General features: G+C 64.8%; 17 protein-coding genes. 12 read left to right on the plus strand and 5 right to left on the minus strand.

Annotated elements, in window-relative coordinates; translation table 11 throughout:
- Nucleotides 1-39 precede the first annotated feature (39 nt).
- The 3 genes from AC1D05_RS29420 to AC1D05_RS29430 form a co-directional block, all read right to left on the minus strand.
- Nucleotides 40-1053, minus strand: coding sequence for a zinc-dependent alcohol dehydrogenase family protein (locus tag AC1D05_RS29420; RefSeq protein WP_477445528.1), 1014 nt, complete (start codon nucleotides 1051-1053; stop codon nucleotides 40-42).
- A 38-nt stretch (nucleotides 1054-1091) separates the two neighbouring features.
- The gene (locus AC1D05_RS29425; protein ID WP_477445530.1) at nucleotides 1092-1862 is read right to left on the minus strand and encodes an L-iditol 2-dehydrogenase; all 771 of its coding nucleotides are present in this window, start codon (nucleotides 1860-1862) and stop codon (nucleotides 1092-1094) included.
- 312 nt (nucleotides 1863-2174) lie between these two features.
- Complete coding sequence (locus AC1D05_RS29430) at nucleotides 2175-3494, minus strand: ABC transporter substrate-binding protein (protein WP_477445532.1); 1320 nt, start codon at nucleotides 3492-3494, stop codon at nucleotides 2175-2177.
- A 307-nt stretch (nucleotides 3495-3801) separates the two neighbouring features.
- Between AC1D05_RS29430 and AC1D05_RS29435 the strand changes: the two genes are divergently transcribed.
- The 9 genes from AC1D05_RS29435 (at nucleotide 3802) to AC1D05_RS29475 (ending at nucleotide 14435) form a co-directional block, all read left to right on the plus strand.
- Nucleotides 3802-4782 (plus strand): tagatose kinase, encoded by a 981-nt coding sequence (locus AC1D05_RS29435; RefSeq protein ID WP_477445534.1) that lies wholly within the window; start codon nucleotides 3802-3804, stop codon nucleotides 4780-4782.
- Nucleotides 4779-6056 carry a D-tagatose-bisphosphate aldolase, class II, non-catalytic subunit gene (locus AC1D05_RS29440; RefSeq protein WP_477445536.1) on the plus strand — a complete coding sequence of 426 codons (1278 nt, stop codon included), beginning with the start codon at nucleotides 4779-4781 and terminating at the stop codon, nucleotides 6054-6056. Before AC1D05_RS29435 ends, AC1D05_RS29440 begins: the two co-directional genes overlap by 4 nt.
- 256 nt (nucleotides 6057-6312) lie before the next feature.
- The gene (locus AC1D05_RS29445; protein ID WP_477445538.1) at nucleotides 6313-8322 is read left to right on the plus strand and encodes a CocE/NonD family hydrolase; all 2010 of its coding nucleotides are present in this window, start codon (nucleotides 6313-6315) and stop codon (nucleotides 8320-8322) included.
- 15 nt (nucleotides 8323-8337) lie between these two features.
- Nucleotides 8338-9288, plus strand: a complete 951-nt coding sequence (locus tag AC1D05_RS29450; RefSeq protein WP_027062138.1) for an ABC transporter permease — start codon at nucleotides 8338-8340, stop codon at nucleotides 9286-9288.
- A complete protein-coding gene (locus AC1D05_RS29455; RefSeq protein ID WP_477445540.1) occupies nucleotides 9272-10159 on the plus strand; it encodes an ABC transporter permease in 888 nt (295 codons plus the stop codon). Before AC1D05_RS29450 ends, AC1D05_RS29455 begins: the two co-directional genes overlap by 17 nt.
- Nucleotides 10156-11121, plus strand: a complete 966-nt coding sequence (locus tag AC1D05_RS29460) for an ABC transporter ATP-binding protein (protein ID WP_477445542.1) — start codon at nucleotides 10156-10158, stop codon at nucleotides 11119-11121. The genes AC1D05_RS29455 and AC1D05_RS29460 overlap by 4 nt, the downstream gene beginning before the upstream one ends.
- Complete coding sequence (locus AC1D05_RS29465) at nucleotides 11118-12146, plus strand: oligopeptide/dipeptide ABC transporter ATP-binding protein (protein ID WP_477445544.1); 1029 nt, start codon at nucleotides 11118-11120, stop codon at nucleotides 12144-12146. The genes AC1D05_RS29460 and AC1D05_RS29465 overlap by 4 nt, the downstream gene beginning before the upstream one ends.
- Before the next feature lies 1 nt (nucleotide 12147).
- Nucleotides 12148-13710: an ABC transporter substrate-binding protein gene (locus tag AC1D05_RS29470; protein ID WP_477445546.1), complete on the plus strand. Its 1563-nt coding sequence runs from the start codon at nucleotides 12148-12150 to the stop codon at nucleotides 13708-13710.
- 44 nt (nucleotides 13711-13754) lie between these two features.
- Nucleotides 13755-14435 (plus strand): TetR/AcrR family transcriptional regulator, encoded by a 681-nt coding sequence (locus tag AC1D05_RS29475; RefSeq protein WP_477445548.1) that lies wholly within the window; start codon nucleotides 13755-13757, stop codon nucleotides 14433-14435.
- A 38-nt stretch (nucleotides 14436-14473) separates the two neighbouring features.
- Here AC1D05_RS29475 and AC1D05_RS29480 read toward each other — a convergent pair whose 3' ends face one another.
- Both AC1D05_RS29480 and AC1D05_RS29485 read right to left on the minus strand, forming a co-directional pair.
- Nucleotides 14474-16012 (minus strand): trimethylamine methyltransferase family protein, encoded by a 1539-nt coding sequence (locus AC1D05_RS29480; protein WP_477445550.1) that lies wholly within the window; start codon nucleotides 16010-16012, stop codon nucleotides 14474-14476.
- A gap of 8 nt (nucleotides 16013-16020) precedes the next feature.
- Entirely contained in the window at nucleotides 16021-18123 is a 2103-nt protein-coding gene (locus AC1D05_RS29485; RefSeq protein WP_477445552.1) for an oxidoreductase, read from the minus strand.
- Nucleotides 18124-18443: 320 nt separating this feature from the next.
- On the opposite strand from AC1D05_RS29485, the gene AC1D05_RS29490 reads away from it, so the two are divergent.
- From AC1D05_RS29490 to AC1D05_RS29500, 3 genes are all read left to right on the plus strand, one after another.
- Complete coding sequence (locus AC1D05_RS29490; RefSeq protein WP_477445554.1) at nucleotides 18444-18734, plus strand: YciI family protein; 291 nt, start codon at nucleotides 18444-18446, stop codon at nucleotides 18732-18734.
- Between the two features lie 117 nt (nucleotides 18735-18851).
- Nucleotides 18852-19913: a maleylacetate reductase gene (locus AC1D05_RS29495; protein ID WP_477445556.1), complete on the plus strand. Its 1062-nt coding sequence runs from the start codon at nucleotides 18852-18854 to the stop codon at nucleotides 19911-19913.
- Nucleotides 19914-19942: 29 nt separating this feature from the next.
- Nucleotides 19943-20869, plus strand: a complete 927-nt coding sequence (locus AC1D05_RS29500; RefSeq protein ID WP_477445558.1) for an intradiol ring-cleavage dioxygenase — start codon at nucleotides 19943-19945, stop codon at nucleotides 20867-20869.
- Nucleotides 20870-20883 lie beyond the last annotated feature (14 nt).

Consider the following 20883-nt stretch of genomic DNA (forward strand, 5'->3'; position numbering starts at 1 on the left):
AACGATCGGCCCGCAAGGGGAAGCCGCATAGCCCTGAGTCTACGCTTGCGCGGAAAACTGCACCTTCATCGTCGTTGGGTCGCCGCTGCTCTTGGCAAAGAACGGCAGCAGTTGCGACAGCGGCAACTGATGGCTGACAAGCCGCGCCATCGTGCCGTCGTCGCGTTTGAGGATATCGAGCGCCTGCGGGATGTTGCGGTTCAACGAATGCGAACCCGCCAGCCTGATCTGCCGGCGGAAGATTTCGAACGGCGCGACCAAGATCCTGGCATCGGGTGCGCAGACGCCGAAGACCAATGCCGTGCCGCCATCGGCGGTGAAGCCGATCATGCCTTCGACCACCTTGGCGACGCCGGTGGCGTCAGCGACGAAATCGAAGCCGAGCGCCCGGGTCGACAGTGCCTGCGATCCGGACACCAACGGTTCCAGCCCGAGCGCGTCGGCGAAGGCCAGGCGCTGTTCGCTGATGTCGGCGACCGCCACGCTTGCCACGCCCTTGGCCCTGAGCGACAGCGCCAAAAGCAGGCCGATCGGCCCGGCGCCGAAGACCAGCGCATTGCTGGGTACGTTTTTGCCGGCCTCGACGCCTGCGGCACCCAGGCCGTTGAGGACACAGGCAAGCGGCTCGGCAAGGGCCGCCGTATCGAAGGCGAGATCGCCGATCCCGTGCAGATGGTCGACGGCAACCACGCTGAATTCCGCGAAGCCGCCATTTTCGGTGACGCCGTAGGCCTTCAGGCTGGCGCACAGATTGGTCAGACCTTTCCGGCAAGCGGCGCAGTGCCCGCACGGTATGTTGGGATCGACGGCAACCCTGTCGCCCGGCTTGACGGTGGTGACATCGTCGGCGACCGCCTCGACCGTGCCAGCATATTCGTGGCCGGGGACCAGGGGGAACGCACCTTCGCCGTAGCGGCCATGCAGCACCTCGATGTCGGTATGGCAAAGGCCGGCGGCGCGGACGCGCACCAAAGCGTGCCCAGGCTTGACCTTTGGCAGCTCCAGATCCGCCATCCCGGCGACGCCTGCAGCGGTAAATCGGATGGCCTTCATTACAGTCTCCCTTGTCTCGGCAGCGGGCTTGGAGCGCGTCAGCTCATCCAGTTGCCGCCATCGACATTATAGGTTTGCGCCAGGATGTAGTCGCTGTCGGACGAGGCGAGGAACACGGCAAGCCCGGCAATATCCTCAGGGTTGGCGAAGCGGCCGATCGGCACGGACTTGGCCACCGCCGCCTTCTTCTCGCCGGGCTTCAGGCCCTCCCAGCGGGCGAAGTGGGCGTCGACGACCTCCCAGTGTTCGCCGTCGACGACGCCGGGCGCGATGGCGTTGACGTTGATGCCATGCTTGACCAGAGCCAATGCCGCCGACTGCGTCGCCGAGATGATCGCTGCCTTGGAGGCGCAATAAAGCGTCACCAGCGCCTCGCCGCGGCGGCCGGCCTGGCTTGCCATGTTGATGATCTTGCCGCCGCGGCCGCGCGCGATCATCAGATTGGCCACTGCCTTCATCATGAACAGCGGCCCCTTGAGATTGATGTCGAAAACCCTGTCGTAGCTTGCTTCGGTGATGTCGGTGATCGGTGCCATGTCGAAGATGGCGGCGTTGTTGACCAGGATATCGATGCCGCCGGACGCGCGGTCGACCTCCGCCGCCACCCTGTCGATCGCATCGAGGTCGGTGACATCGAGCTTGACGGCGCTGGCCGCCGAGCCGATTGCGGCGGCGGCCCGCGTCGCGCGGTCGATGTCGATATCGGCAATCACCACGCTGGCGCCTTCGCGCACGAAAGCTTGCGCGAAGCCGAGGCCAATGCCGCGCGCGCCGCCGGTAATCAGGGCCGTCTTGCTCTTCAGTTTCATATCCGGTTCCAGCCTTTCCCGACTGTTCGAAACGATATTTGGCGCCTGCCGGCGGATGCGTGGCGGCGTCTTCTCAGGCAATTCCTGCGGGAAAACCGTTACACGCTTTTCGCCAGATTGCCGCGAGGAACGCACGGACCTGCCGGTTGCTCACGCAATTCCGGAGGGAAAACCGCACCGCAATTTTCCTGGAGTTGCCTCGGCGGATCCGTGCATCCTCCCGGCCCGCTGCAACGGGAGGTATGACAGGCCGGGATCGCCAGGAGGCGGCGCACGTTCCGCCCCCTGGTCTGGTCGTGTCGCTCGAGCCAGCTACTTGATGTAGCCGGCTTCCGTCATCGTCTTCTCCACGGCGGTCTGGGCGCCATTCAGCGCATCATCGACCGACTGCTGACCGGTCACCGCAGCGGCAATCGCCTGACCGACATCGGTGCCAATGCCCTGGAATTCGGGGATGGCGACGAACTGGATGCCGGTATAGGGAACCGGATCCTTGGTCTGCTTGGTCGGGTCGGCGGATTCGATCGCGGCAAGGACCGTTGCGGCGAAGGGCGCCGCCTTCTGGTAGTCGGCGCTGGCATAGGTCGATTTGCGCGTTCCCGGCGGTGCCGCGACCCAGCCTTCGGTCTCGCCGACGCGCTGGACATAGGCTTTCGACGTCGCCCATTTGACGAAGGATTTTGCCACATCCGCCTTCTTGGTCGAGGTCGGGATGGCGAGGCTCCATGCCCAGCCCCAGGCCGAGCCGTTCGGTGTGACCGCCACCGGCGCCTTGGCGAAACCAACCTTGTCGGCGACCTTGCTCTGCTTGGGATCATAGACGCGACCCGCTGCGGACGTGGCGTCGATCCACATGGCGCAATGGCCGGAGGCGAACAAGGTCTGGTTCTCGTTGAAGCCGTTGGAGCTTATTCCCGGAGGTCCATCCTTCTTCATCGTGTCGACATACCAGCCGATCGCCTTCTTCCACGCGTCCGAGTTGAGCTGCGGCTTCCAGTCCATATCGAACCAGCGGCCGCCGAACGTGTTCACAAGCGTGCCGACGAAGGCCATGTTCTCGCCCCAGCCCGGCTTGCCGCGCAGGCACAGGCCGTATTGCTCCTTCGACTTGTCGGTTAGCTTGTCGGCGAATTCCGTGATCTGGTCATAGGTCGGCTGCTCCGGCATCTTCAGGCCGGCGGCGTCGAACAGATCCTTGCGGTAGAGTGTGAACGAGCTTTCGGCGTAGAAGGGCACGGCATAGAGCTTGCCGTCGACCGTCAGGCCGCTGCGCACCGGCGCGATCAGGTCGTCATAGTCATAATCGTCGCCGAGATCGTTGAGCGATGTCAGCCAGCCGCTCTTGCCCCAGATCGGCGTCTCATAGCCGCCGATCGTCATCACGTCGAACTGGCCGCCCTTGGTGGCGATGTCGGTGGTGACCCGCTCGCGCAGCACGTTTTCCTCGAGCACCACCCAGTTCACCTTGTTTCCTGTCGCCTTCTCCCATTCGGGCGACAGCTTCTGCATGATGATCATGTCGCCATTGTTGACTGTCGCAACCGTGATCTCCTCGGACAGGGCGGCATTTGCCGCCAGTGCCGAAACGGCGGCCGACAGGCCAAGAATTCCGATACGCTTACCGATAGGCATTTCGTCTCCTCCTTTACGAATGCGCATGTGTAAGTGGACATGCGTATACATTTTATTGCGCTATGGGAAAGCCGAGTCAAGGCGGCCATGCTTGATTTCGGCGCCATAGCGCCGCCAAGCCGGTCGATATTCCTTGCTCGGCATATTCAAGAAGACCGCATGCGCAGCAAAATAAGTGTACATGCGTGCAGTTTCTGTTGACTTCGCGCTTGCCGCGATTTACCTCGGCTGCAGCCAAGCGCTATCGTGGGGCTGGTGCTACTGTGACAGCATCCGGTCCGGCTGGGGGAGAAATGGAATTGCAGCAATGAGCCGCCGAAGGCAGATCGCCTCCGAAGCCGCGGGGCCGACGATTACCGCCGGAGAAATCCTGGTCGAGATCATGGCGACGGACCCCGGTCTGGGTTTCCTCGAACCGTTGACGCTGGTCGGTCCATTCCCCAGCGGTGCGCCGGCCATCTTCATCGATCAGGTGGCAAGGCTCGGCGGCGGCGCCGGGCTCATCGGCTGCGTTGGCCGCGACGATTTTGGAACGATCAACCTGGAAAGGCTGAGGCGCGACGGCGTCGACGTCTCGGCTGTGTCGGTCAGCGACCGCTACCCCACGGGAAGCGCGTTCGTGCGCTACAGGCCCGACGGCGGCAGGGACTTCGTCTACAACATAGCCGAATCCGCGGCCGGGCAAATCCGTCTCACCGACGCGGCGCGTGCGCTGGCGGACAGGGCCGGCCATCTGCATGTCATGGGCTCGACCTTGTCGGTAGCAGGGCTGAAGGAGATCGTCGCCTATGCCTTGAAATCGGTGCGGGTCCGTGGTGGCTCGACCTCTTTCGATCCGAATGTGCGCAAGGAACTGATCGACGGCGCCGACGGCGCGCAATTTTCAGCCCTGGTCGACGATGCTGATCTGCTGTTGCCCTCCGGCGACGAGTTGCTTGCCGCCGCCGGGGTCGATGACGAATGCCAGGCGGTGAAGGCGTTGTTTGCCAGGGGCGTCGGCGAGATCGTGCTGAAGCGCGGGGCCGCCGGCTCGTCCTGGTTCGGCGCTGACGGCGCCAGGATCGACTGCGCCGGTTTCCGGGTCGAGGAAGTCGACCCGACCGGCGCCGGCGACTGTTTCGGCGCGACCTATCTCACCTGCCGGCGCAAGGGCATGGAGCCGGCCAAGGCGCTGTTTTATGCCAATGCCGCCGGCGCCCGCAACGTCACGCGGCGCGGGCCCATGGAAGGCACCGCCGGCTTCGATGTGCTGGACGGCTTCATCGCCGGGACGCAGAGGGCGACATGACCACCAACCCGCTCGCAGGCCTCGCCACCGCGCGCAGAAACGGGGCGCCCTACGGCATCACCTCGATCTGCTCGGCCCATCCGCTGGTGATCCAGACGGCCATCCGGCGCGCCGTCAGGGACAAGGAAAGCAGCCTGCTGATCGAGGCGACCTGCAATCAGGTCAACCAGTTCGGCGGTTACACCGGGATGTCCCCGGACCTGTTCATCGCTTTCGTGCTCGAGATCGCCGGCAAGGAAGGGCTCGATCCCCGGCGCATCATCTTCGGCGGCGATCATCTGGGGCCGAACCCGTGGCGCACGGAACCGGCAGCACAAGCGATGAGCAAGGCCGAAGCCATGGTCACGGCTTACGTCTGGGCCGGCTTCAGCAAGATCCATCTCGATGCGTCGATGGGATGTGCCGGCGAGCCGGCGGCCCTCGACGACGAGACCATCGCGACACGGGCCGCGCGGCTGGCGAAGGCGGCCGAAAAGGCGGCCCGCGCCACCGGTGGCGCCTTGCCGGTCTACATTATCGGCACCGAGGTTCCAGCTCCCGGCGGCGTCGATCATGCGATCAATGACCTGAAGCCCACCGAGGCGGCGGCGGCGCGGCGCACGATCGAGGTTCATCGCGAGATCTTTGCCAGGGAAGGGCTGACGGAAGCATTTGGCCGCGTCATCGCCGTGGTGGTGCAGCCTGGCGTCGAGTTCGGCAGCCAGAACGTCGTCGCCTACAGGCCGGAGGCATCGAAGCCGCTGACCGGTTTGCTCGACGAGGAACCGTCCCTCGTCTACGAGGCGCATTCCACCGACTACCAGAGCCGCGCTGCGCTGACCGCCCTTGTCGGCAATGGCTTTCCGATCCTTAAAGTGGGTCCAGGCCTGACCTTCGCGCTGCGCGAGGCGCTTTACGGGCTCGACCTGATCGCCTCCGAAATGATCGCGGACTATGGCGACAGGTCGCTTGCGCGTACGATGGAACGCGTGATGCTGGCCGCTCCCGGCCATTGGCACGGCCACTATCACGGCAATGAAGCGGATCGCTATCTGCAGCGCCACTACAGCTACAGCGACCGCATCCGCTATTATTGGAGCAATCCAACGGCCAGCGTTGCCGTCGGCCGCCTGCGTGAGGCGCTTGCCGGCGTTGCCATTCCCGAAACGCTGATGCGGCAGTTCCTGCCGACGCTGCCGTCCGGGCTTGGACCGGCCGGCAATCCCGAGGCCATTCTTCACGCAGCGATCGGCCAGGTGCTGGCCGACTACGACGCAGCCTGCCGCACCGCCTGAACCCGTTGCAACGTCGCTGGAGAGGCGCATCCGCCTCGACCATGCCCGAACCGAGATGATCCTCGGGCCGGGGGACTGCATCCACTGACGAGGCGCCTCCAGCTCCACATAGGCCTCCATCCGACCAGAAAGTCTAACGGCGCCTCACGGCCGTCGAAGTACGGTTCGCATTCAGCGTCAAAAAGACGAAGCGGGATTGCACCGCAAATGCTCTTGTTGTACGAACGTTCAACAAGAGCATTTGCGGGTACCTGCCGTGGTACGAACCGAGTTTCCCTTTGCCGTCGAAACCGTCGATCCGCTGTGGATCACGCTGGCCGATGGCACCCGCATTGCCGCGACGCTGTGGCGTCCGCGCACCGTGGACAAGGTGCCTGTCGTCGTCGAGATGGTGCCCTATCGCCGCCGTGACGGCACGGTGGCGCGCGACATCGACATCCATCCTTGGCTCGCCGGTCACGGCATTGCCTGCGCCCGCATAGACATTCGCGGCAGCGGCGATTCCGACGGCGACCTGGCCGACGAATATCTGCCGCGCGAACAGGAAGACGCCTGCGAGATCATTGCCCATCTCGCGGCCCAGGCCTGGTGCAACGGCAATGTCGGCATGACCGGCATTTCCTGGGGCGGCTTCAACGCGCTGCAGGTCGCGGCGCGCCGGCCGCCCGCCTTGAAGGCCATCATCGCCAACTGCGCCACCGACGACCGCTACGCCGACGACATCCACTATATGGGCGGCGCGCTGCTGACCGAGCAGGAGATGTGGTCGAACTTCATGCTGGTGAAGAAGGCGATGGCGCCCGATCCGCAGATCGTCGGCGACGCCTGGCACGCCATGTGGATGAGCCGGCTTGCTGCGACAAGCTCGCTCTCGGAAGTGTGGCTCGCACATCAGCGCCGTGACGATTATTGGCGGCAGGGATCCGTCTGCGAAGACCACGCCGCGATCGAATGCGCCGTCATGGCCGTCTGCGGCTGGGAGGACAGCTATTCGAACTTCGTGCCGCGCCTGCTCGAACATCTGCCGGGGCCGAAGCTCGGCATTGTCGGGCCTTGGTCGCATGCCTATCCCTGCCGCGGTGCGCCGGGACCGCTGATCGGCTATCTGCAGGAGGCGCTGCGCTGGTGGCGGCATTGGCTCTGCGGCGAAGACACCGGCATCATGGACGAGCCGCTTTACCGCGTCTGGGTCACCGGCGAAGAGCGGCCGCAACCTTTCTATCTCCCCGACCATGCCGGAAGCTGGGCCGCCGAGGATCAGTGGCCGTCGCCGCGCATCGAGCGCCGCGCTCTGCATCTGAATGCTGCCGGGTTGAGCAGCGAGGCCGCGCCGGGCGCGGTGCTTTCGGTACAATCGCCGGCGACCGCCGGCCGCGATTGTGGTCGCTGGGGCGGCTATGGCGGCTCGTGTCCGGACATGCCCATCGACCAGCGCCGCGAGGACGGCATGGCGCTGTGCTTCGACACACCGCCGCTGGATGATGACCTGACTTTGCTCGGCGCGCCGGAACTCGATCTGCTCGTTACGGTCGACCAGCCGCATGTCAATCTCGCCGCTCGGCTCTGCGATGTCTATCCCGACGGCACCTCGGCGCTGATGACCTATGGCGTGCTCAATCTCAGCCACCGCGACAGCCATGAGCATCCGACACCGTGTCCTGTCGGGACGCCTTTTCGCGTCAAGCTGAAGCTTAACGATTTCGCCCGCACCATTCCCAAGGGCCATCGTATCCGGCTGGCGCTGGCCAACCAGCATTGGCCGATCCTGTGGCCGCAGCCGAAGCCGTCGACGCTGTCGGTCGTGACCGGCGACAGCACGGTGATGCTGCCGGTGCGTCCGCCGTCGCCACGTGACCGTGACGTCCGCTTCGAGCCGGCCGAAACCGCGCCGCCGGTTCCGACCACAACGCTGGACGAGGGTTTTGATCGCCGCATCGTCACCGATGATGTCGGGTCGGGCATGCAGACCATTGCGCTGTCCTCGGACCATGGACGCAGGCGCTATGACGATCGCGCCATCACCGTTTCCTCAGCCAACAGCGACACGATGAGCATCCGCGCGGACGATCCGCTGTCGGCGAAACTCGTCACCGAATATCGCTGGGCGATTGCCAGCGGCGAGGCCGACACCGAAGCGATCGGGGTGACTGAACTGACGGCGGATGAAACCCATTTCAATTTGAGCTGGCGGCTCGAGGCGCGAGAACGGGGCATGCTCGTCCACAGCGCCTCGGCAACCCTGCGCATCAGGCGCGATTTCGCCTGAGGAGGGGAGGAGGCCATGCTCGCATATGCAGTGAAGCGCATCGGTCTCGGCCTCCTGATCCTCGTCCTCGTCATGATTGCCATGTATGCGGCCGTCTTCCTGGTGCCGGGTGACCCCGCAACCGTCGCGCTTGGTCCGCGCGCAACGCCGGAACTGAAGCGGCTGCTGATCGAGCGCATGGGGCTCGACCAGCCGGTCTGGTGGCAGATCATCGAATTCTTCCGCAACGCGCTGACCGGCAACCTCGGTTATGACGTGTGGTCGAACCGGCCCGTTTCCACACTGGTGCTGGAAGCGCTGCCGAACACGCTGATCCTCGGCCTGACGGCGCTTACCGTCGCGCTCCTCATCGGCGTGCCGCTAGGCTGCCTGTCGGTGATGCGGCGCGGCACCGCGGCCGATGCCGTCATCGGCGTGCTCTCGGTCGGCGTCATTGCCGTGCCGTCCTTCGTCGTCGCTATCTATTCGCTGCTGCTGTTTGCCGTCACGCTGCGCTGGCTGCCGGCGATCGGCGCCGGCGAGGCCGGCGACTTCGTCAGCCAGGCCAAGGCGCTGGTGATGCCGGCGGCGGCGATCGCGCTCGGCTGGATCGGTTACATCGCCCGCATGGTGCGCGCCTCGATGATGGAGGTGATGGGCGAGCCGCACATCCGCACCGCGCGCTCGTTTGGTTTGCCGGAGTGGAAGATCGTCTCCAAATACGCATTGCGCATCGCCATCATCCCGACCATTTCGCTGGTTGCCGTCGGCCTTGGCAGCATCCTGTCCAGCGCCGTCTTCGTCGAGGCGGTGTTTGCCCGGCCGGGCATCGGCAAGCTGATCACCGACGCCGTCAACACCCGCAACTATCCGGTCGTCATGGGCACGGTGCTGATCATGACCGCCATCTATGTCTCCATCACCATTGCCGCCGATCTTTTGATCGCGCGGCTCGATCCGAGGGTGCGCGATGTCTTCCGTGGCTGACGCCTCGTTGTCCGTCCCAGACCGACAACGGTTTCCGCTGCTGCGTGCGCTGCTTGCCGATCCGTTCACCTGCGTGGCGCTGATCCTGGTCACCGGCTTCGTCGGCACCGCGCTCTTCGCGCCGTGGCTGGCGCCCTATTCGCCGGTCAAGATCGACGTGCTGCACAAGCTGCAGCCGCCATCGGTCGAGCACTGGTTCGGCACCGATCATCTCGGCCGCGATCTGCTGTCGCGGGTCATCTACGGCGCACGCACGGCGCTGACCATCGCCATGGTGTCGGTGGCCATCGCCGGCGCCATCGGCCTGATGCTCGGCCTGATCGCCGGCTACGGTCCGCGCTGGCTCGATGCCATCCTGGTGCTCACGTTCGACAGCCTGAACTCGCTGCCGATGATCATGTTCGCGCTCGCCATCATCACCGTGCTCGGCGCCGGCACCGGCACGCTGATCATCGTCATCGCCGCGACCTCGTTTCCAAGCTATGCCAGGCTGATCCGGGCGCAGACGCTGGCGCTGAAGAACAGCGACTACATCCTCGCCGAACGCCTGATCGATGCCAGTGCCGCGCGCATCATCTTCATCCATCTGCTGCCCAATGTCATCGGCCCGCTGATCATCCTTCTTTCGATGGACATTCCGGTCGTCATCATGGTCGAGGCCGGCCTGAGCTTCCTTGGCCTGGGTGTGCGGCCGCCGACGCCGTCCTGGGGCTCGATCCTCTATGACGGCTACACCTCGATCCGCGCCGCACCCTTCATGGTCATCTTCGGCGGCCTGCCATTGGTGCTGGCGACGCTCGGCTTCACCTTTCTCGGTGAAGGGCTGCGTGATTATCTCGATCCGCGCCTGCAGTTGCGGAGGCCGGCATGACCGGCTCGCTCGCCGCCAGCGACCTCAGCGTCCGCTACGAGACGCCGCATGGCGCCGTACACGCTCTGCGCCATGTCGACATCGAGGCACAGCCGGGCGAGGTGATCGGCATTGTTGGCGAGAGCGGCTGCGGCAAGTCCACGCTGGTCACCGCTTTGGCCAATCTGCTGCCAGCCAACGCCCGCATCGACGGGTCGATCCACTACAACGGTGTCGACCTGGCAAAGCTCGACGCGCACCGGCAGCGCCTGCTGCGCGGTGACGAGATCGCGCTGGTCAGCCAGGATCCGATGACGGCCTTCAACCCGGTGCTGACCATCGGCGACCAGCTCGTCGACTTCCAGCATCACCGCAAGGATCTTGGCCGGGCGCAGAAGCGGGCGCGCATCGCCGCCATGCTTGGCCGTGTCGGCATCGCCGACGCCGAACGGCGCATGCAGAGCTATCCGCATGAACTGTCCGGCGGCATGCGCCAGCGCGTCGCCATTGCCGCCGCTCTGCTGACCGATCCCGGCCTGCTCATCGCAGACGAGCCGACGACGGCGCTCGACGTCACCATGGAGGCGCAGATCATCCATCTGCTGCGCGAATTGAGGCGCGAGTACAACGGCATCATCATCGTCGTCTCGCACCATCTCGGCGTCATCGCCGAACTCTGCGACCGCGTCTATGTCATGTATGCCGGCGAGGTGGTCGAGGGCGGCGAAGTCGACGCGATCTTCCACGACGCCAGGCATCCCTACACGCAAGCGCTGCTCGCCTGCGATCCCGCGCGCTTCCACGAGCGGCTGGACCGGCTGCCGACCATTCCGGGATCACTGCCCAACCTGACCCAGCCGCCGATCGGATGCGTCTACGCACCGCGCTGCGACCGCGCCTTCGCGCCATGCGGTTCCATCGCGCCGCCGCTGGTCAAACTCGCCGCTGCCCATGTCGCGCGCTGCCATGCGGTGACGCCATGATCCCGCTGCTTGCCGTCGAAGACCTCTCTGTGAGCTTCGTGCGCGGCGGCTTGCTCAACCGGCTGATCAATCCGTTCCCGCTGCCGGGCTTCAACGTCATCGATGGCGTGACGCTGTCGCTGATGCCGGGCGAGACGCTTGGGCTGGTCGGCGAATCCGGCTCCGGCAAGACGACGCTGGCCCGCACCATCCTGGGCCTCATACGAGCCGCTGCGGGCCGCATCGTCTTCGAGGGCAGGGACGTGGCAACGCCGGCCGATTTCCGAGCCATGCGCCGGCGCTCGGCGATGATGTTCCAGGATCCGGTCGCGTCGCTCAGCCCGCGCCTGCGCATCGGCACGCTACTCACCGAACCGCAGATCATCCAAGGCGTGCCGATGCCGGACCGCCGCGCCGCGGCCAAGGCGCTGCTGGCGCTGGTCGGCCTGCCGGCCTCTTTCGTCGACCGCTTCCCGCATGAGCTGTCGGGCGGGCAGGCGCGCCGCGTCGGTGTCGCGCGGGCCCTGGCGATGAAGCCGCATCTGCTGCTCGCTGACGAGCCGACCGCGGGGCTAGATGTGTCGGTCCAAGGCGACGTTCTCAACCTGATCGGCGAGCTCAAGCGCGAACTCAGTTTTGCCGCCATGATCGTCACCCACAACCTCGCCATGATCCGCCATGTCAGCGACCGGCTGGCCATCATGTATCTCGGCCGGCTGGTCGAGACCGGGCCGACGCAGGACGTGTTTTCGGCGCCGATGCATCCCTACACCGCGACGCTGATCCAGTCCGAGCCGATCCCCGATCCGCGCCGGCGTAGCCAGACCCCTGCCGTCACCGGCGAGATTCCGAGCGTGTTCCGGCGGCCCTCGGGGTGCGAGTTCCACACGCGCTGCCCGATCGCACGCGAGCGTTGCAAAACCGAGGCGCCGGCCTATCGGCCGATGGGTGCCGACCGGATGGTGCGCTGCCATTTCCCGCTTGAGACAGGCGGGCAAGAACGGGAAGCCTTCTCACGCGCTTCCGCAAACCAAAGGGGAAACTGACATGACACAATGGACCATGGACAGACGTGCATTCCTGAAGGCGGCTGGCGCACTCGGCGCCGGCCTGGCGATGAAGCCAGGCTTTGCCTGGTCGGCCGCCGGCGACACGTTGCGCATCCGCATGGAAGGCGATCTGCAATGCCTCGATCCTGCCTTCATGAATGGCGGCATCGAGGATGTCATGATGCGCGGCATCTATGTATCGCTGAACCATTTCGGCGACATCCGGAAAGGCTCGCCCTGGTCGCTGTGGGGTGCCGAAAAGCTCGAGCAGAAAGATCCGAAGACCATCGCCTTCACCCTGATCGACGGGCTGAAATGGTCTGGTGGTTTTGGCGCGGTCACTGCTGACGACGTGAAATTCTCGTTCGAGCGCATCGCCGACAAGGCTCTCGCATCGCCCTGGGCCTACCAGTTCGAAAAACTCGATCGCGTCGAGGTCGTCGATGCCCGCTCAGGCATCATCCATCTGAAGGAACCTTATCAGCCGATCTTCGTCACCAGCCTGCCCTACTATGGCGGCCACATCATCAGCCGCGCCGGCACCGAGAAGGCGGGCGGCAAGTTCACGACGCAGCCGCCGGCGACATGCGGGCCCTACCTCTTCTCCGACTGGCAGCAGAAGCAGAAGGTGACGCTGACCGCCAACCCTGACTGGCCGGGTCCGAAGCCGGACTTTTCGAAGGTCGAGATCTATGTTGTGTCCGACGACCAAGCCGCCCAGCTCGCCTACGAGGCCGATGCCTTCGACTACACCAAGATCGCCATTTCGGCGACCAAGGCGGTCAAGGCGAGCCCACCCGCCGACACGACGCTGATCGAGGCGCAGTCGACGCGCTATGTCTGGCTGACGATCAACATGCTGAGCCCACGGCTCAAGGATCTGAAGGTCCGCCAGGCGGTGCAGTATGGCGTCGATGTCGGGCAGGTCCTCACCGGCGTCTATGACGACCTCACCAAGCGCTCCACCGGCGTCGTCCAGCCGGGTACCAAATTCGCGCGCGCCAGCAATCTGATCGCAGCAGTCGACTATGAGAAGTCCGCCGCGCTGCTCAAAGAGGCCGGCGTCAGCGACCTGTCGCTTACCCTGACGGTGATGAACGATTCCATTCGCACGGCGACCGCTCAGATCATCCAGGCCAGCCTCGAGCAGGCCGGCATCAAGGTCGAGATCCAGCCCTATGACGAAGCCGCCTTCTGGGGCGTCGGCGACAAGACGCAGGGCGATGGCTACAAGAACATCGATCTGGCGCTGATGGATTTCGCCGGCGGCATCGATCCGTCCGAGAACCTGGTCTGGTTCCGACCCGACCAGATCGGCGCCTACAACTGGTCCGGCTTCGACAGCGCGGAGTTCGAAACCAGCTACCAGCAGCTGGTTGCGGAAAGCGACGAGGCCAAGCGCATCGCACTGTCGAACCGCATGGAGGATCTGATGGAGCAGTCCGGCGGTTTCGTCTTCATCTGCCACCAGCCGCTGGTCGCCATCCACAAGACAGCTTTCGATCCGGTTATTTATCCGGACGGTCATCCCAATCCGGTGCTGTTCAAGAAGAAGGCGTGAACGCTTTCATGGACAGGAAAGCCACAATCGGCTAGCTGGGTTGCATGACGGAAGCCCAGCCTGACGGTGCAAAAAAGAAGCGCGGCGCGAAGAAATCGCCACCGCGCTTCAGCCGCGAACAGGCCGATGTGCGCCGCTCCATGCTGATCGAGGCGGCGACGCGCTGCCTGTCCGTCGGCGGCATCGGCGCCTTCACCATCGATCGCATCTGCAAGGAGGCCGGCGTCTCGCGCGGCCTCATCAACCACCATTTCGAAAGCCTCGACGGCTTGCTGGTCGAGGTCTACAAATCCTCGCTCTATGCCAGCGTCAACAACCAGATCGCCGAAGCCAAGCGCCGCCGCGCGGAGACTTCCGACTGGTCACCGCAAGCGGCACTTGCCGCCCTGGTGCACTCCAATTTTTCGCCGGAGTATTTCAGCCGCGAGAACCTGCTGATCTGGCTGTCGCTGTGGGGCGAGATCGCCGTCAACCCACGCCTCAAGGCGGCGCATCGCGAACTCTATGATGCCTACCGGGCGGAACTCGCCGAGGACATTGCCGCGGTTGCCGTACCGCGCGGCAGGCAAGTCGACGCGCCCGCGCTGGCGCGCAATTTCATCGCTTTGGTCGACGGGTTGTGGCTCGAATGGTGTCTCGATGAAAGCGTGGTGACGCCGCAGGGGGCGGAGGCTGCGGGGTTCGAGATGCTTGAGGGGCAGGTGGGGCCGCTGCGGGGCGGATAACGATTGCGGGTCGGCGCCTCGCATCAACCTTCGCCCACTCAATTCAGCGGCGAACCGCCCTCACGTTTCCGCCGCTCCATGTAGTCGCGCAGCGCCTCGTCGATGCCGGGGTCGATCGGCGGCTGTTCGTATTCGGCGACCATGCGCTTCCACACGACGTTGGCGCGCTCGCGCGCGGTGATCTGGCCGCGCTCCATCCAGGTGTCGTAATTGTCCCAGTTGGACACCATCGGCGAATAGAAGGCGCGTTCGTAGCGCTGCATCGTGTGTGCCGCACCGAAGAAATGCCCGGCCGGGCCGACCTCGCGAACCGCTTCCAGCGCCAGCGTGTCGATGTCGACCACGGGTGGGTCGAAATAGGCCGACATCATCTGCAGCATCTCGGCGTCGATGACCAGCTTCTCGAACGATGCCGTCAGCCCGCCGCCGAGCCAGCCGGCGGCATGCAGCACGAGATTGGCGCCGCCCATCAGGCAGCCCCACAGCGACATGGCGCTCTCATAGGCGGCCTGTGCATCGACGGAATTGGCGGCGGTGACATTGCTGGAGCGGAACGGCACGCCGATCAGCCGGCAGAGCTGCCCGGTGATCTGCGCGGCCTGCGTGTATTCGGGCGTGCCGAAGGCGGGTGCGCCGGTCTTCATGTCGACATTGGAGGTGAAGCCGCCATACATCACCGGCACGCCGGGGCGCACGATCTGGGTCAGCACGATACCGGCCAGCGCCTCGGCATGCTGCTGCGACAGCGCGCCGGCAAGCGTCACCGGGCTCATCGCGCCGGCCAGCGTGAATGGCGTGATGACATTGACCTGTCCATGATCGGCCAATGTGATCAGCCCCTCGGCCATCGGCTCGTCGAGCTGCAGCGGTGAGTTGGTGTTGATGATGCCGGTGAAGACAGGCATCTCCTGGGCAAGATTTTCGCGCGTCGTGCCGAGCGAAATCGCCACCATTTCCAGCGCGTCGGTGGCGCGACCGCGGCCGAGCGTCTGTGGCTGCCAGTTCTTGTCTAGCAAGGTGATCTCAGCATAGTAGAGGTCGAGATGGCGCGTGTTCTGGTGCAGGTCGAGCGGCTCGAACGGCCCGCCGCCTTCCTGATGCAGCACGTTGAACGACTGGATCAGCTTCAAATAATCGCACATCTCGGCATAGGTGCCGGGACGGCGGCCGCGATCATTGTCCATGACATAGGCAGGCCCGCCGACCGATGACAGGATGCAGTGCCGTCCGCCAACCTTGACGTTTTTCTGCGGATTGCGGGCGCGCAGTTCGAAGGATGACGGCGCCATGGCGACGCGCTCCATCACCATCGCGCGGTCGAAGCGCACCCGCATCTCGCCTTCGTCGACATCACAGCCGGCAGCGCGATAAAACTGCCGCGCCTGCGGCTGCAGCACGCGCATGCCAATCTCCTCGAGAATGGTCAGGCCCATTTCGTGGATCGTCTGGACCTGATCCGCCGACAGGATCTCGATCGGTGCGTAGGGACGTGTCAGCTGCTTCCACGGCCGCTGTTCGATGCCGCCGATCTCGCGTTGCGGGCGGCCGGGTCTGCGACGTGCAACAGTACGTTCCATGCGTCCTCCTATTCGGCTGCTGTGCGCATATCGAAATCCGCGACCGCATCGACGATCGGTGTGTCGCGGCGGTAGGGCTGCCAGCGAATTTTTGTGCCGATCTCCCGAGCCAGCTTGTGGCCGCTGTGCACGGCGTGGGCGATGGCGCCCGGCGCCAGGGTGTCGCCGATGCGATCGACGCTGCTTATGCCGGCGGTCGCAAGATCGTTGCTGCGTTCCGTCAGCGCCTCGAACAGCTCGTTGCGCGGCAGCCGAAGCCCGACGACCAGCACGGAGCGGCAGGCCACACGGGTCTCTTCGCCGGTGAACAGATGCGCCAGCGTCGCTGTCTCGCCGTCGAAGGCTTTCAGCAGATGCAGCGTCGTCACCGGCACCTTGCGCCGTGCAAGCGCGCGATGCACCAGCGGCAATTCATTGGTCATGATCGTCCAGGCCGACGCCTGGCCGGCGGGGGTCACATAGCTGACCGGAATGCCATGTGCCGCCAGATGCTCGGTAAGGACGCCGCCCATGTAGTAATTGTCGAAATCGAAGACCAGCGTCGGTCCCTGCGGAAGCCGACCGGCAGCGATGTCGTCGGGTGTGAACACTTCCGGGTGGTCGAGCGTGCCGACCGGAATCTCCATCGCGGAATAGAGCATGTTGGTCCAGTGGGCGCCGGTCGCGACCACCACACGCTCCGGCGCCAGATCGATGATCTCGTCCACGCCCAGAGTGCTTTCGGGATAGAGCGAGACATTGGTCATCTCGTCGAGGCGGCCGAGGCGGTACTCGACGACGCGGTTCCATGCCGACAGGCCGGGCAGCGTCTTCTCAAAAGTCAGCCGCCCGCCGAAGCTGCGGCTGCTGTCGGCGAGCGTCACCTCGTGGCCGCGGCGGCCGAGGGTCAGGGCGCATTCAAGCCCGGCCGGTCCGCCGCCGACAATCAGGATGCGTTCCGGCGCATCGGTGCGCTCGACCCGCTCGGGATGCCAACCGCGCCGCCATTCCTCGCCGGCTGTCGGGTTCTGGGTGCAGCGCACCGGCACGCCGTCATGCCAGCTGGAAATGCAGATGTTGCAGCCGATGCATTCGCGAATCTCGGCCTCGCGGCCCTCGCGGATCTTGGCCGGCAGGAAGGGGTCGGCGATGGAGGGCCGCGCGCCGCCGATGAAGTCGAGCACGCCGCGTTTGATCTGCGACACCATGGTGTCCGGCGAGGTGAAGCGGCCGACGCCGACCACCGGTTTTTTGGTCAGCGATTTGACGAAATCGATCACCGGCTCGTGGCTGCCTTCTCCGGTGAAGCGCGAGGCCGAACAGTCGGTCGGACTGGAATCCATCTTGACGTCGAACAGGTCGGGCAGGTCGGCCAGCAGCTCGATCAGTTCGTGCGCTTCGGAGGGCTGATGTCGGCCGGGACGGCCGCGCAGTTCCTCGAGGCTGACGCGCAAGGCGACGCCGCAATCCTTGCCGACGGCGTCCTTGGTGACCTCGATCATCTCGCGCACGAAGCGCACGCGGTTCTCGATTGATCCGCCATATTCGTCGGCGCGATGATTGTATTCGGGCAGCAGGAATTCGTAGCCGAGATAGCCCATGCCGGCATAGACATAGACGACGTCGAAGCCGGCGGTGCGCGCCTTGCGCGCCGCTTCGGCCTGGCATCGCAGCACCTCGCGGATATCGGCCTTGTCCATTGTCTTCGGCCGCAAATTGCCCATGAAGCCGACATGCGTGGCCATCCAGGGAATTCCCGATGGCGACAGCGGCGGCAGGCGGCTTGTCCGGTTCATGACGGACGCGCCGCCATGCCACAGTTCCACGCCGGCCAGCGAGCCGTGGCGGTGCACGGCTTCCGTCATCAGCGCATGGGCGCGGATGTCGTTGTCGTCCCACAGCGTGGCGAAAGGCAGCGGCGCGTCGTCCGAACTGGGGTCGATCGAACAGGCGCCGGTGCAGATCACGCCCCAGCCGCCCTCGGCCTTGGCTTCGCGAAAGGCTGCACGAACACGCGGCAGCGCGTTGGTCATGCCGCTGGCATGCGGCACCTGATAGAAGCGGTTCGGCGCGGTGACCGGCCCGATGCGCATCGGCTCGAACAGGATTTCATAGCGGGGGTTGCAGGTCATTGGGGCTTCGCAAACACGCTTGTTGAACGATCGTACAACAAGCATATTCGCTGATATTGCAGAACGCAATGGCCCAACGCATCGGCGCAGGGATCTATCCGAAAAGGAGAGCCGGTGCGATGGCGTCGGGGCGGGCGGTTCGCATGGTTCACAACACGATCGTATTTGTCCAAATTGGACAGATCTTGAAACCAGTCAGCCATATTTAGGGCTACCTTCTGCTCGCCTGTCGCCAGCCTCGAAGGCCGCTCGACCCCTTTTGGGGAGCGCTGCGTTCAGATCGCCGGCAACGGTCTGTCGGGCACTTTGGGAGGAATATCGTGACACTGTTTGCCGTCCACTGCCTGGACCATGCCGACGCCCTGCCCAGGCGCCTGGCCAATTATGACGCGCACAAGGCGCATCTTGCCCTGGGACAGGTGAAGACCGTCATCTCGGGTCCGCTGCTGGCCCGGGACGGCGAGACGATGATCGGCTCGCTCTTTGTGTTTTCCGCCGAAAAGATCGAGGATGTCAGGGCATTCAATGCCGCCGATCCCTTCAACGCGGCCAATGTCTGGCAGTCGGTCAGCATCAATCCGTTCCTGATGCGCGTCGACAACCGGAGCTAGAGCAGTTCACCGTTTCACGGAAACGGCGAACTGCTCTAACTATTTGTTTTGACGCAATTCCTGTGGGAAAACCGTTTCACACTTTTCCTGGAATTGCTTTAGGCTCGAGGCGAATTCATGGAACCCTTCGTCTACAACGCCCAGCCGGCCCGCGTCATTTTCGGATCCGGCACCATCAAGCAGCTGCCCGCGGAACTCGATCGGCTGGGTTTGAAACGGGTCGCCGTGCTGGCAACACCGCCGCAAGAGCTGGAGGCGCGACGCCTCGTCGAACAGCTCGGCGGCCGTGCCGCCGGCGTCTATGCGCGGGCGACGATGCACACGCCGGTGGAGATCACCGAGGACGCGCTGCGCGTCATCCTGGACCTCAAGGCCGACGGGCTCGTTGCCGTGGGCGGCGGCTCGACCACGGGTCTGGCCAAGGCCATTGCGCTGCGCACCGACCTGCCGCAGGTCGTGGTGCCGACCACCTATGCCGGCTCGGAAATGACGCCGATCCTCGGCGAGACCAGGGATGGGGTGAAAGTCACCCAATCGAGCCCCAAAGTGCTGCCGGAGGTGGTGATCTACGACATCGACCTCACTCTGTCGCTGCCCGCGGCCATGTCCGGCACCAGCGGCTTGAATGCGGTCGCACATGCGGTCGAGGCGCTTTATGCACGCGAGCGCAACCCGGTCATCAGCCTGATGGCGGCAGAGGCAATCGGCGCGCTCGCCGCCGCCCTGCCGATCATCGCCGGCGATCCCGGGGACCGGGAAGCGCGCGCAAAGGCGCTGTACGGCGCCTGGCTTTGCGGCATCTGCCTTGGCTCGGTGGGCATGGCGCTGCATCACAAGCTTTGCCATACGCTCGGCGGCAGCTTCGACCTGCCGCATGCCGAAACGCATGCGATCGTGCTTCCGCACGCGCTTGCCTACAATGCGCCGGCGGTGCCCGATGTGATGCACAGGCTGAGCGAGGTGCTCGGCACGGACGACCCGGCCATGGCGCTCTACGATCTCGCCGGAAGGGTCGGCGCGCGGCGCGCGCTTGCCGACATCGGCATGCCGCAAAGCGGCATCGAGCTTGCGACGGACAGGGCGCTGTCCAACCCTTACTGGAACCCGCGCCCGCTGGAGCGCGAAGCGATCAAGGGCCTGATCGCCCGGGCCTATGCCGGGCAACGGCCGCGCCCGTGAGGCGCGGCGACATATGGAGGAGGATCATCTTGGGCAAAGTCGAGGCCAGGCGCGCCGAGCCGCCGAAATATCCGTATTTCGAGGAGGAAACCTCGGTCGATGTCGTCAACGCGCGCATGGGGCCCGATGTCGATCCGCGCCTGCGCGAGGTGATGAGCGTGCTGATCAAGCAACTGCACGCCGCCATCAAGGAAATCGAGCCCACCCATGAGGAATGGCTCAAGGGCATCACCTTCCTGACCGAAGTCGGCCAGATGTGTTCGGACTGGCGGCAGGAATTCATCCTTTTGTCCGACACGCTCGGCGTCTCGATGCTGGTCGACGCCATCAATCACCGGCGGCCGAACGGCGCGACGGAGAACACCATTCTGGGGCCATTCTATGTGCCCGAGGCGCCGCGCTACGAGCACGGTGCGAATATCTGTCTGGACGGCAAGGGCGAGCCGCTGGTGGTGCGCGGACGCGTGGTGGATACCGAAGGCAAACCGGTCGCCGGTGCGCTGATCGACGTCTGGCAGACCAATGACGATGGCTTCTACGACGTCCAGCAGAAAGGGCTGCAGCCGGACTGGAACCTGCGCGGCGTGTTCACCAGCGGCGAGAACGGCGACTACTGGTACCGGGCCGTCAAGCCACGCTACTACCCGATCCCGGACGACGGCCCCGTGGGCAAGATGCTTGCGGCGCTCGGACGCCACCCCAACCGGGCCGCCCATATCCATTTCATCATCAGCGCGCCGGGCTATGACCCGGTCATCACCCATATCTTCACGCCCGATTGCCGGTATCTCGCCGAAGACGCGGTCTTTGGCGTGAAGGATTCGCTGGTCGCGGATTTCCAGGCGGTCACGGACCCGACCAGTGCTGCGGAGCTTGGTTTCACGTCTCCCTATTGGGCGGTGAACTGGGATTTCGTGCTGGCGCGCAAACCGGCTGGCGTCGCCTTGGAGCAATAGTCGCTACGGAATTC

Source organism: Mesorhizobium sp. P2_E9, assembly GCF_056403815.1.

Bases quoted from the DNA above. Each gene is read 5' to 3' on its own strand.
- AC1D05_RS29460 (WP_477445542.1), top strand. From the start codon at position 10,156: ATGACCGGCTCGCTCGCCGCCAGCGACCTCAGCGTCCGCTACGAGACG.
- AC1D05_RS29420 (WP_477445528.1), bottom strand. From the start codon at position 1,053: ATGAAGGCCATCCGATTTACCGCTGCAGGCGTCGCCGGGATGGCGGAT.
- AC1D05_RS29485 (WP_477445552.1), bottom strand. From the start codon at position 18,123: ATGACCTGCAACCCCCGCTATGAAATCCTGTTCGAGCCGATGCGCATC.
- AC1D05_RS29495 (WP_477445556.1), top strand. From the start codon at position 18,852: ATGGAACCCTTCGTCTACAACGCCCAGCCGGCCCGCGTCATTTTCGGA.
- AC1D05_RS29440 (WP_477445536.1), top strand. From the start codon at position 4,779: ATGACCACCAACCCGCTCGCAGGCCTCGCCACCGCGCGCAGAAACGGG.
- AC1D05_RS29465 (WP_477445544.1), top strand. From the start codon at position 11,118: ATGATCCCGCTGCTTGCCGTCGAAGACCTCTCTGTGAGCTTCGTGCGC.
- AC1D05_RS29475 (WP_477445548.1), top strand. From the start codon at position 13,755: ATGACGGAAGCCCAGCCTGACGGTGCAAAAAAGAAGCGCGGCGCGAAG.
- AC1D05_RS29455 (WP_477445540.1), top strand. From the start codon at position 9,272: ATGTCTTCCGTGGCTGACGCCTCGTTGTCCGTCCCAGACCGACAACGG.
- AC1D05_RS29470 (WP_477445546.1), top strand. From the start codon at position 12,148: ATGACACAATGGACCATGGACAGACGTGCATTCCTGAAGGCGGCTGGC.
- AC1D05_RS29450 (WP_027062138.1), top strand. From the start codon at position 8,338: ATGCTCGCATATGCAGTGAAGCGCATCGGTCTCGGCCTCCTGATCCTC.
- AC1D05_RS29425 (WP_477445530.1), bottom strand. From the start codon at position 1,862: ATGAAACTGAAGAGCAAGACGGCCCTGATTACCGGCGGCGCGCGCGGC.
- AC1D05_RS29480 (WP_477445550.1), bottom strand. From the start codon at position 16,012: ATGGAACGTACTGTTGCACGTCGCAGACCCGGCCGCCCGCAACGCGAG.
- AC1D05_RS29435 (WP_477445534.1), top strand. From the start codon at position 3,802: ATGAGCCGCCGAAGGCAGATCGCCTCCGAAGCCGCGGGGCCGACGATT.
- AC1D05_RS29430 (WP_477445532.1), bottom strand. From the start codon at position 3,494: ATGCCTATCGGTAAGCGTATCGGAATTCTTGGCCTGTCGGCCGCCGTT.